We start from the raw sequence: 11,924 nt of genomic DNA on the forward strand, positions 1-11,924 counted from the left end.
CGTGTGGAGGACGTCCCCGCGTCCGCCCGCCGCCCTACCCCGCCACCGCCTCCAGCCATTCCCGTACCGCACCGGCCGTGCTCTCCGCGTGGTTCTCCATCAGGGTGAAGTGGCTGCCCGCCACGTCCAGGGTGGTGTGCGCCGTCTTCCACACCGTCCGCCAGTCCTCCCCTTCGAGCGAGGGGGCGAGCGGCTCCGACGCCCGTACCAGCAGCACCGGGACACCCAGCGGCTCCGCGCTCCACCCCGCGAACAGCTCCCCGTACCAGCTCATCGCCGTCAGCCGGGTGAAGTCGAGCCGCGCGAACGGGCTCTGCCGCTCGTGGAGCCCCCCGACCAGCGCGTCGCGGAACGCGTCCGCCGCGGGCGAGGAGTTCAGGGCGGCGGGAGCGTAGCTGTCCAGCAGGACGACCGCGGCCGGGGGAGTGCCGGCCGCCTCCAGCAGACCGGCCACCGCGTGGGCGATCACCCCGCCGGACGAGGACCCGGCCAGGACGAACGGCTTCCCGTCCGCGCACTTCAGTACGTGCTCCGCCTGGGCCTCGATCAGCGCCTGCCTGGTCGGCGGCAGCGGAGCGGACGGGTCGAATCCGGGGTTGGGCACGGCCCATACGGGGTGCTGCCCACGGAACGACGCGGCGATGCGGGCGTATTCGTGCGCACCGCCCAGCGCCACATGGGAGCTCATGCACACCAGCGCGGGCCCGGAACCTCCCGAGCCGAGCCGCACCGGCTCGACCGGGGCGATGCCCCGGGGCCGGAGCAGGGCGGCGCCGTGGAGGAAGGCGAAGGCCTCGTCGCCGCGGCCGTCCGCGCAGGCCTGCTGGAACAGCGCACCGAAGACGTCCGGCCCGGTGTCCGCCCCGTCCGTGGCGGCCCCGCCGTCGCCGCCGTCCGCGATCCGCCCGGCCAGGTGGGCGGCGAGTGCGGTGGCCGTGGGGTGGTCGAAGACCAGGGTGGTGGGCAGCCGCAGCGCGGTGGCCTCACCCAGCCGGTTGCGCAGCTCCACGGCGGTCAGGGAGTCGAATCCGGCCTCGGCCAGCGACTGGGAGGGGGTGACCGATCCGGGTCCGGCGAACCCCAGCACGGAGGCGACCTCCTGGCGCACCAACTCCACCAGGACCTCGTGCTGTTCGGCCGGCGGCCGGCCCGCCAGGCGCCGCCGCAGCGACGCCCGGTCCGTCCCGGCCGAGGCGGCGCGCCGCGCGGGACCGCGCGCCAGCCCCCGCAGCAGCGTGGCCGGGGTGTCGCGCAGGCGGCCCCGGTCGAAGCGCGCGGCCACGAGCACGGCGTCGTCGTGCGCCCCGGCCAGGCCGAGAGCCGCGTCGAACAACGCCGCGCCCTGCTCCGGGGAGAGCGGGCGCACGGCGCCCGCGGCGAGCCTGCGGCGGTCGGCCGTGGCCAGACCGGCCGCGAGCCCCTGGCCGGCGTCCGGCTGCTCCCACAGCCCCCAGGCCACCGAGACCCCCGGCAGGCCCTGGCCGCGCCGCTGCTGCATCAGGGCGTCCAGGAAGGCGTTGGCCGCCGCGTAGTTGCCCTGCCCGGAGCCGCCGAGGACCCCGGCCAGGGAGGAGAACGTGACGAACGCGGCAAGCTCGTCGCCCCGTTCGCGGACCAGGTCGGCCAGGTGCGCCACGGCGTCGGCCTTGGGCCGCAGCGTCGCCGCGAGCCGTTCGGGAGTGAGCGACGTGATCACGCCGTCGTCCAGGACGCCGGCGGCGTGGATCACCGCGGTCAGGGGACGGTCCAGCTCCTTCAGCAGCGTGGCCAGGGACGCGCGGTCGGCCACGTCACAGGCGACGGCCCGTACCTCGGCGCCCCGGGCGGCGAGTTCCTCCGGCAGGCCGCCCGCGTCACCGCGGCGGCCGGCCAGCACCACGTGCCGGACGCCGTGTTCGGTGACCAGATGCCGGGCGACGACCCGGCCGATCATCCCGGTGCCGCCGGTGATCAGGACCACGCCGTCCGGGTCGAGCGGGGGCGGCGGCGGGACGGGGGCCCCGGCAGCCGCCCGGACCAGGCGGGGCGTCAGCACGGCGCCCGCGCGCAGCGCGAACTGCTCCTCACCGGGCGCCGACGCCATGGCCGCCGCCAGCATCCGCCAGTCCTCCTGCGAGGAGGCGAGGTCGAAGTCGGCGAGCACGATCCGCCCCGGGTGCTCCGACTGGGCCGAACGGGCGAGACCCCACACGGCGGCGTGCACCGGGTCGGTCACCTTCCCGACCCCGGTACCGACCACCGCGCCCCGGGTGGCGAGCACCAGCCGCGACGAGGACAGGCTCTCCTCGGCCAGCCACTCCTGGATCAGCCGCAGCGCCTCGCCGGTCGCCCTGCGCACCGCCTCGGCCGGCGGGAGGCGCGGGGCCTGCGTGCACGGCGCCAGGACGTAGTCCGGCATGGCGTCGCCCCCGGCCACCGCGGCGGCCAGCGCCGCCACGTCCGGGTAGGTCCCGGCGGACACCCCGCGCCCCACCACGGCCCAGCGGCGGCCGTCCGCGTTCCGGTCCGGGGCGGGCAGACGGTTCCACTCGACCCGCAGCAGGGCGTCGCGCGCGATGCCGGACTGCGCGATCCGGGGCTGCGCCGGCCGGGTCCTGAGCGCTCCGACCGTCACCACGGGGGTGCCGGACTCGTCGGTCGCGGTGAGGGTCACGTCGCCGTCGGCGCCCCGGCGCAGCCGCACCCGCAGGACGGTGGCCCCGGCCAGGTGCAGCCGTACCCCGGTCCAGGCGAACGGGAGCCGCAGCTGCCCGCCGCTCGCGGCGATGACGTCCGGGTGCAGACTGGCGTCCAGCAGCGCCGGGTGGATTCCGAAGCCCTTGTCGCGGCCCGCCTCGGCCGGCAGCGCGATCTCGGCGTACACCTCGTCCTCGCGCCGCCACATGGCGCGCAGCCCCTGGAACGCGGGGCCGTAACCGAGGCCGTCGTCCGTCAGCCGCTCGTAGATTCCGTCCAGTTCGACGCGTTCGGCGCCGGCGGGCGGCCAGGCCGGCTCGTCCTCGTGGCCTGCGGTCGCGGTGTCGCCCGCCGGGCCCGTGGTGAGGAAGCCGGTGGCGTGCCTGGTCCACAACGGGTCGTCGCCGTCGTCCGCGTCGCCGGCCCCGGCCACGCAGGCGTGGACACCGAGCGGCCGGCGCCCGGTCCCGTCCGGTTCCCCGACGCGTACCTGGACCCGCACCTCGCCGTTCTCGGACTCCGGCAGCACGAGCGGCGCCTCGATGACGAGGTCGTCCAGGACGTCCATGCCGACCTCGTCGCCCGCGCGCAGCGCCAGCTCCACGAACCCGGTGCCCGGGAAGAGGACGGACCCGCCCACCACGTGGTCGGCGAGCCAGGTCTGTGACCGGGGCGAGAGCACACCGGTCAGGACGACACCGTCGCCGTCCGCGAGAGGCACGACGGCCCCGAGCAGGGGGTGGGCGGCCGAACGCTGGCCCCACGCGGCGGGATCGCCGGACGAGGCAGGGGCCTGGAGCCAGTGCCGTTGCCGCTGGAAGGGATACGTCGGCAGGTCGACGGTCCGGGGGCGCAGGCCGTCGAAGGCGGCCGTCCACTTCACGCCCACGCCCCGCACCCACGCTTCGCCGACGCTCGTCAGGAAGCGGTCCCACCCACCGTCGTCCCGCCGCAGCGAACCCGTCACCACGGCCGCGTCCTCGGCCACGTCGGCGACAGCGGCCGTCAGCACCGGGTGCGAGGAGACCTCGACGAACGCGGTGTGCCCCTGCCCGGCCAGGGTCCGCGCGGCGTCGGCGAACCGCACCGGCCGGCACAGGTTCCGCAGCCAGTAACCGGCGTCCATCGTCAGCGGCTCGGCCGGTTCCCCGGTCACCGTGGACACCATCGGTATCCGGCCCGCCCGTGGCTCGATGCCGGCGAGGTCGGCCGTCAGCCGCTCGGCCAGTACCTCCATCGCGGGGGAGTGCGAGGCGTAGTCGACGGCGATCCGCCGGGCCCGTACGCCCTCCTGGTCGCACCGCGCCAGCAGCGCCTGAACGGCGGGCACCTCGCCCGAGACCACCACCTGCGAGGGGCCGTTGACCGCCGCCACCGACACGCCCCCGGTCAGCAGTCCCGTCACCCGCTCCACCGGCGCCGTCACCAGCGCCATGGCTCCGGGCCCGGCCAGCTCCGCTATCGCCTTGCTGCGCAGGCACACCACCCGGGCGGCGTCCCGCAAGGACAGCACCCCGGCGACGCAGGCGGCGGCGATCTCCCCCTGGGAGTGGCCCACCACCGCGGCCGGCTCCACCCCGAAGGAGCCCCAGAGCCCGGCCAGCGACACCATCACGGCGAACGAGGCGGGCTGCACGACGTCGACCCGCTCCAGCGGCGGCGCACCGTCCGCCCCGCGCAGCACATCGGCCAGCGACCAGTCCACGAACTCCGACAGCGCGCTCTCGCACTCGGCCAGCCGCGCCGCGAACACCGGGGACGCGTCGGCCAGCGCCGTGCCCATGCCCGCCCACTGCGCGCCCTGCCCGGGGAAGACGAACACCGGCCTGCCGCCGCCCGCCGTGTCCGCCACCGCGGCGGTGACCACGTGGTCCGCCCGTTCGCCCGCGGCCAGCGCCTCAAGTCCCGCGGCGAAGTCCCCGACCACCACGGCCCGGTGCTCGAACCGCGCCCGGCCGGCCGTCAGCGACCAGCCCACATCCACCGCGTCGGCCCCGCCGGCACCGGCTCGCGCCGCGAGGGCGGCCGCCTGCGCGCGCAGTGCCGGTTCGGTCCGCGCCGACAGCACCCACGGGACCACGCCCGGACCGGCCACCCGGCCGGCCGGATCGTCCTCAAGGGGCTCCTCGGGCGCCTGTTCCAGGATCAGGTGCGCGTTGGTGCCGCTCGCGCCGAACGCCGACACACCGGCCCGCCGGGGCCGTTCGTCCGTCGCGGGCCACGGCCGGGCCTCCGTCAGCAGCTCGACCGTACCCGCCGACCAGTCCACGAGCGGCGAGGCCTCGTCCACGTGCAGCGTCCTCGGCAGTACCCGGTGGCGCATGGCCATCACCATCTTGATGACGCCCGCGACCCCGGCCGCGGCCTGGGCGTGCCCGATGTTCGACTTGACCGTGCCCAGCCACAGGGGCTCGTGCCCCGGGCGTTCCTCCCCGTACGTGGCGATGATCGCCTGCGCCTCGATCGGGTCGCCGAGCGTGGTGCCCGTACCGTGCGCCTCGACCACGTCGACATCCGCCGCCGAGAGCCGGGCGTCGGCCAGTGCCTGGCGGATCACCCGCTGCTGCGCCGGACCGCTCGGCGCGGTCAGCCCGTTGGAGGCGCCGTCCTGGTTCACGGCGGAGCCCCTCAGCACGGCCCAGACCCGGTGGCCGCCCCGCCGCGCGTCCGACAGCCGTTCCAGCAGCAGCAGCCCCACGCCCTCGCCGAACGTCGTCCCGTCGGCGTCGGCCGAGAACGGGTGGCACCGGCCGCTGACCGACAGCGCCTGCTGGCGGCCGAACTCGATGAACGGCGAGGGGGTGGACATCACCGTCACCCCGCCGGCCAGGGCCATCGAGCACTCGCCCGCCCGCAGCGAACGCGCGGCGAGATGGAGCGCGACCAGCGACGACGAGCACGCCGTGTCCACCGTCATCGCGGGCCCTTCGAGCCCCAGCGTGTACGCGAGCCGGCCCGACGCGACGCTGCCCGCGCTGCCGTTGCCGAGATAGCCCTCCAGGCCCTCGGGGGCGGGGCGGCCCAGCAGCCGCGCCCCGTATTCGCCGGCCATCGCCCCGGCGAAGACGCCGGTGCGGGTGCCCTTCAGCGAGGTCGGGGCGATGCCCGCGCGTTCGCACGCCTCCCAGGCGCACTCCAGCAGCAGCCGCTGCTGCGGGTCCATGGCCAGGGCCTCGCGGGGGCTGATGCCGAAGAAGGCGGGGTCGAAGCGGTCGGCGCCGTCCAGGAACCCCCCGGTGCGGGCGTAGCCGGGGCCGCTGTCCGTGTCCCCTTCGAGGGGGCGGGTCAGGTCCCAGCCCCGGTCGCCGGGGTAGGGACCGACGGCGTCCCCCTCCTCGGCCACCAGCCGCCACAGCTCCTCCGGCGAGGTGACCCCGCCCGGGAAGCGGCAGGCGATCCCGACGACGGCGATCGCGGTGTCCGCCGGGTCCCCGCCCGTGGCCGCCGTGTCCCGCGCGTCCGACGGGCCGGTGCCGCCGGCGAGCCTCGCACCGAGATGGGCGGCGACGGCCGCCGGTGTCGGGTAGTCGTAGACCAGCGTCGCCGGGAGGCGCAGACCGCAGGCGGCGGCCAGCCGGTCGCGCAGCCGCACGGCCAGCACCGAGTCGACCCCCAGCTCCCGGAAGGCGACATCCGCCGAAGCGGCCGCCGTCCGCCCGAGCACGGCGCCGGCCTCGTCCCGGACCAGACCGAGCAGCACCTCGTCGCGCCGGTCCTCCGGCGTCTCCGTGAGCCGGCGCACCCACCGGCCGGCCTCTCCTCCCGCCTCCCGCGGACCGCTCTCCTCCTCCGGGCGCGCCAGCACCAGCCGCCCCGGCGCCTTGGCCAGGGCGGGCCGCATGACCTTGCCCAGCGCGGTGCGCGGGAGCCGGTCCACCTCCCACACCTCGTGCGGGACCTTGTAGTAGGACAGCTGCGCACGGCAGGCGTCGATGAGCTCCTCGGCGTCGAAACCCCCGGGACCCGCCACCACGTACGCGGCCGGGACCTCGCCCAGCAGCGGGTGCGGCCTGCCCGCCACGGCCACCTCGGCGACCCCGGGCAGCGGGGAGATGGCCGCCTCCACCTCGCCCGGGTGGATGTTCTCCCCGCCGCGGATGATCAGTTCCTTGACCCGGCCGGTGATGGTCAGGAAGCCCTCCCCGTCGATGCGGGCCAGGTCGCCGGTGCGGTACCGGCCGTCGCGCAGCACCTCGGCGGTGGCCTCGGGGTGGCCGTGGTAGCCGAGCATCACGGCCGGGCTCTCGACCCACACCTCGCCCTCGGCGCCGGGCGCCACCACCCGGCCGGTGGTCGGTTCGAGCAGATGGAGGGTGAGGCCGGGGACGGGCAGCCCGCAGGAGCCGGGGACCCGGGGCCCGGCGGGGGAGTTGGACGCGATGGGGCCGCCCGTCTCGGTGCTGCCGTAACTGTCCAGGAGCCGTATCCCGAAGGCCTCTTCGAACTCCTCGTGCAGCCCGGCCGGGCAGGCGGCGCCGGCGACCATGCCCACGCGCAGCTGCGAAACGCCCAGGCCGGTCCCCCGGGCCGCGCCCAGCAACTGCTGGTAGACCGTGGGTACGGCACAGAAGAAGGTCGTCCGGTCCTCGCGCAGAGCGGTGACGATGTCGTCGGCCGCCAGACCGTCCACGATGTGCGCGGTGGCGCCGACGGCGAGCACCCCGAGCACGCACAGATTGTGGGCCACCGTGTGCGCCAGCGGCAGCGGCCACAGGACCCGGTCCGCCTCCTCCAGGCCGAGCACGGGCGCGTAGCAGGCGGCCACGCCCCACAGGGCCATCCGATGGGTGGAGAGCACCCCCTTGGGCTTGCCGGTGGTGCCGGAGGTGTACAGCATCCAGGCGACGTCGTCCAGGCCGGCGTCGTCCCGGGCCGGGACCGGCGGTTCGCCGCCGGCCAGGGCGTCGAACCGCTCGACGCCCGGCGGCGCCGCCCCGTCCCCGGTCACCACGATCCGCAGCCGCGGATACCCGTCCCGCAGCCGCAGCACCTGCTCCAGGTGCGTGGGGTCGGTGATCAGCAGCACGGCCCCGCTGTCGCTCAGCAGATGCCCGAGCTCGTCGTCGGTGGCGTGCGGGTTGAACGGCGCGCCCACGGCGGCGGCCCGTGCGACGGCGAGGTAACTCTCCACCATCTCCAGGCAGTTGCCGAGCAGGAGCGCGACGGTCTGCCCACGGCCCAGACCCAGGTGGGCCAGATGGCCGGCGAGACGGCGGGTGCGCAGGTCGAGTTCCGCGTAGCTGACGTCCCGCCGCGCGTCACGGAACGCGACCTTGGAGCCGAGGCGTTCGGCGTGGGCCGCCAGCAGCTCGTGGACGGGCTTGATGAGCTCGGCGCGCAGCATCTGCTGGTCAGCCTCTCCGGGTCGCTGTTCCATGGTCGGACGGCTGCTCAGTACAGGCCCTCGGGCGTCTGGGAGCTGATCTGGAGCGGCTGTACGTTGGCCACGCCGTCGCACGGCCACTCCCCGGAGGTCCGGAAGCGGACCGCCTGGTCCCGTTCGAGGATGTTGGGCAGGAACAGGTCCTCGTGCAGCACGGTCAGCCGCACCCGGCCCACCTCGCCGTACTCCACGACCCGGCCCGGCTCCGTCTTGTCGACCACGGCCATGGTGATCTGCGGGAAGTTCGGCACGTACGGGAGGGTGGCGCCCCCGTCCGGCGACTCGACGCCGTTGGCGCAGCCCAGGGTGTTGCCGTACGTGGTGGCGATGATGCCGCCGGGCATGGCCTCGGCGAACCTGCGGTAGGCGTCGGCGGTGAACTGGGTGCCGCCGAGATAGACCCCCGAGAGGCCGGACATCAGGTCCGGGCGGCGGTTGATCAGGGCGTGCACGGTCGCCGGGGTGGAGCGCAGGTAGTCGACGTGGGTGCTTTCGAGGATGTCCGTGATCTGCTCGACGACGTGATCGACGTACTCCTCCATCTCGATCAGCCGCCCGTTGCGGATGAGGTGCTTGATCCACCGGGTGTCGAGGTCGATGGAGTACACCGTGGCCGCGCACATGTCGGCGAGGTAGTCCGCCTCCTCACCGACGATGTGCGGCCCGGAGGGGCAGGCGTCGATCCAGGTGGCGCCGGTACGGAACCCCGCCGTCCGTGAGCCGTGGAGACGCCAGGCGGCCCAGTGCGCCTCCATGGCGTCGGTGTACAGGATCCGCGAGGGCCTGCCGGTGGTGCCGCCGGACTCCCAGACCCGGCCCGCCAGTGGACGGGCCACGGCACCGGGGACGAGGTCGGCCGGGTCCAGGTCCCGCAGGACGGCGAGTTCGAAGTGGCCGAACGCGGCCAGGTCGTCGTAGCCGGTGAGCGCGAGCGGATCGAAGTCCAGCTCCGCACGGCGTTTGAGCCAGTAGGGGGAGCCGTGTTCGGGGTCGAAATGGCGCCGCAGCACGCGCCGCGTCCACTCGTCCAGATCCTGGGCCAACCAGCCATCGGTCAGCGACCGCGACTCTTCCGTACTCATTGTCACCGACATGACGGCAGTATCGGCGGGGACCTGATAGGGGATTCCCTAGTGCGGCCGCGCAGCGTGACCAGGCCTTCGGCGGGGTGCCTAGTGTGCCCTTGTGCGTGCCCCTGGAGCACCCCCTTCGAGGAGAGCGATGATGGCTGCCGAGACCGAGACCGCCGATGTCGTCATCGTCGGCGGCGGCCCCGTGGGACTGCTGCTGGCGTGTGAGCTGGGCATGGCGGGGGTGCGGCCCGTCGTCCTGGAGCGGCTGCCCGAACCCAGCCCGGAGATCAAAGCCAACGGCCTGATCGGCCAGGTGGTCCGGTTCCTCGACCACCGCGGCCTGTACGAGCGGTTCGACGGCGTCGCCGACGCGCCCCAGCCGGTCCCGGGCTACCTCTTCGGGGCCATCCCGCTGAACCTGGCCGCGCTGGAGACCAACCCGATGACGGTCCTGCCGGCGACCCAGCAGCGCATCGAGCAGGTCCTGCGCGCACGCGCCCACGAACTCGGCGTGGAGATCCGGGCCGGCCACGAACTCACCGACCTGCGGCAGGACGAGGAGCGGGTGACCGCCCAGGTCCGCCACGCGGACGGCACCTACGAGCTGCACGCCCGCCATCTCGTCGGCTGCGACGGCGGCCGGAGCACCGTCCGCAAACGGTCCGGCATCGACTTCGTCGGCGAGATCGGCCACGACCTGGTCTCCCGCGCCGCGTACGCCACCCTGCCCGCGTCGATGCTGGACCCGGAGACCGGCGAGCTGGAGGTGCCGGGACACGGCCGGCTGAGCCCGGTGTTCACCTTCAACCGCACCCCGCACGGCATCTTCGCCTTCGCCGCCCTCCCGGACGGCAACCACCGCCTGCTCACCCTCGAATGGGGCGCCCCGCCGGAGGGCGACGAACAGCCGCTGACGATCGAGGACATGCGGGACAGCGTGCGCCGCGTCCTCGGCACCGACGTGCCCCTGACCGCGCCGTCCGGGTCCGGCCCGCACATGCTGCGCCGCCTCGTCGGCCGCAACACCCGGCTGGCGGAGCGCTACCGCAGTGGCCGGGTGTTCGTCGCCGGGGACGCCGCGCACGTCCACTCCGCCGTCGGCGGCCCCGGGCTGAACCTCGGCCTCCAGGACGCCGCCAACCTCGGCTGGAAGCTGGCCGCACACCTCCAGGGCTGGGCGCCGCCCGGCCTGCTCGACAGCTACCACACCGAGCGGCACGCGGCCGGCCTCCGCGTCTTCATGCACACCCAGGCACAGACGGCGCTCATGACCCCGGGGCCCGAAGTCACCGCGCTTCGCGACCTGTTCGGCGAACTCCTGTACTCCACGGACAACATCCGGCGCATCGCCGACCTGCTGTCCGGCGACGACCTCCGCTACCCGACGACCTCGGCGCACCCGCTCGCGGGCCACTTCGCCCCGGACCTCGCCCTGGAGACCGGTGGCGGCCCCGCACGCCTCGCCGAACTCATGCGGACCGGCCGGCCGGTCCTGCTCGACCTCGGCGGCGAACCGTACCCGGCCCAGGCGGCGGACTGGAAGGACCGGGTCGACATCGTCGCCGCCACCTGCCCCGAGCCGCCCGCGACCGCGCTGCTCGTCCGCCCCGACGGCTACGTCGCCTGGGCGGCCGACCCCGACGAGACCTCCGACGAGGCCCGGGACGGCCTGCGCCGCGCGCTGGCGGGCTGGTTCGGCTGAGCCGGTCCGCCCCCGGCAGGCGCTCACCCCGGCGCACCACCCCCGACGTGCCGGACCATGGGCCCGTACGTGTGACGGGACCATGGACCGACGAGGGGCAGTGACGTGCGCGCACGCGGCATCAACTACGACACCGGGTTCCTTCCCGGAGAGCAGTTCACCCGGAAGACCTTCCACCCGGAGGCGGTCCGGCGCGAGATGGCGGTGATCGCCGGCGAACTGCACTGCGACGTCGTACGCGTCTCGGGCCGCGAACCCGGACGGCTGAGCACGGCCGCCCGGTACGCCGCCGAGGCCGGCCTGGAGGTCTGGTTCGCGCCCTTCCCGGTCGACCTGCCCGCCGAGCGGCTGCTGCCGTACTTCGCGGACTGCGCCCGCCGCGCCGAAGCCGTACGGCGCGGCGGTGCCGAGGTGGTGTTCGTGACCGGGTGCGAGATCAGCGTCTTCTGCGGCGGCTTCTTCCCCGGCGACACCTTCGGCCACCGCATCCACACCCTGGGCACCGACCCGGGCTGGTGGTCCACGCTCGACCGGGTCTCGGCGCGTCTCAACGAACTCCTCGCCGAAGCCGTCGCCACCGTCCGCGCCCACTTCGGCGGCCCGGTCACCTACGCCTCCGGCCCCTGGGAGTCGGTCGACTGGACCCCCTTCGACCTCGTCGCCACCGACGCCTACCGCGCCGCCGACAACGCGGACACCTTCCGCGCCCGTCTGCGCGAGTCCTTCCGCCACGGCAAGCCCGTCGCCGTCACCGAGTACGGCACCTGCGCCTACCGGGGCGCGGGCGACCTCGGGGGCATGGCCTGGGCCCCGCCGCCGGGCGGTCTCGTACCGGACGAGGACGAGCAGGTCCGCTACCTCACCGAGCTGCTGACGGTCTTCGAGGAGGAGGGGGTGGACACCGCGCTGTGGTTCTCGTTCGCCGGCTACGACAAGCCCGGGGAGCTGGACATCACCTCCTACGGCGTGGTCCGCATGCTCGACGACGTCCGCTGGGAACCCAAGAAGGTCTTCCACACGATGGCCGGCCGCTACCAACGACCCTGACGCCCCGGCACCGGGAGCACCCGCCCCGCTCCCGTCAACCCGC

4 protein-coding genes are annotated in these 11,924 nt (G+C 75.0%); 2 read left to right on the plus strand and 2 right to left on the minus strand.

All coding sequences use genetic code 11. The features are described from left to right. Positions 1-34: 34 nt before the first annotated feature. Both B082_RS0123745 and B082_RS0123750 read right to left on the minus strand, forming a co-directional pair. Entirely contained in the window at positions 35-8,053 is an 8,019-nt protein-coding gene (locus B082_RS0123745) for a type I polyketide synthase (protein ID WP_234018215.1), read from the minus strand. A gap of 14 nt (positions 8,054-8,067) precedes the next feature. Then, a complete protein-coding gene (locus B082_RS0123750; protein WP_199783843.1) occupies positions 8,068-9,153 on the minus strand; it encodes an arylcarboxylate reductase in 1,086 nt (361 codons plus the stop codon). Positions 9,154-9,283: 130 nt separating this feature from the next. On the opposite strand from B082_RS0123750, the gene B082_RS0123755 reads away from it, so the two are divergent. Both B082_RS0123755 and B082_RS0123760 read left to right on the plus strand, forming a co-directional pair. Beyond that, positions 9,284-10,834 carry an FAD-dependent monooxygenase gene (locus B082_RS0123755; protein ID WP_026250129.1) on the plus strand — a complete coding sequence of 517 codons (1,551 nt, stop codon included), beginning with the start codon at positions 9,284-9,286 and terminating at the stop codon, positions 10,832-10,834. Positions 10,835-10,939: 105 nt separating this feature from the next. After that, entirely contained in the window at positions 10,940-11,881 is a 942-nt protein-coding gene (locus tag B082_RS0123760) for a hypothetical protein (protein WP_018554301.1), read from the plus strand. The last annotated feature ends 43 nt before the right edge of the window (positions 11,882-11,924 follow it).

The sequence above is a fragment of the Streptomyces sp. ATexAB-D23 genome (assembly GCF_000373645.1).
GTDB classification, from domain to species: domain Bacteria; phylum Actinomycetota; class Actinomycetes; order Streptomycetales; family Streptomycetaceae; genus Streptomyces; species Streptomyces castrisilvae.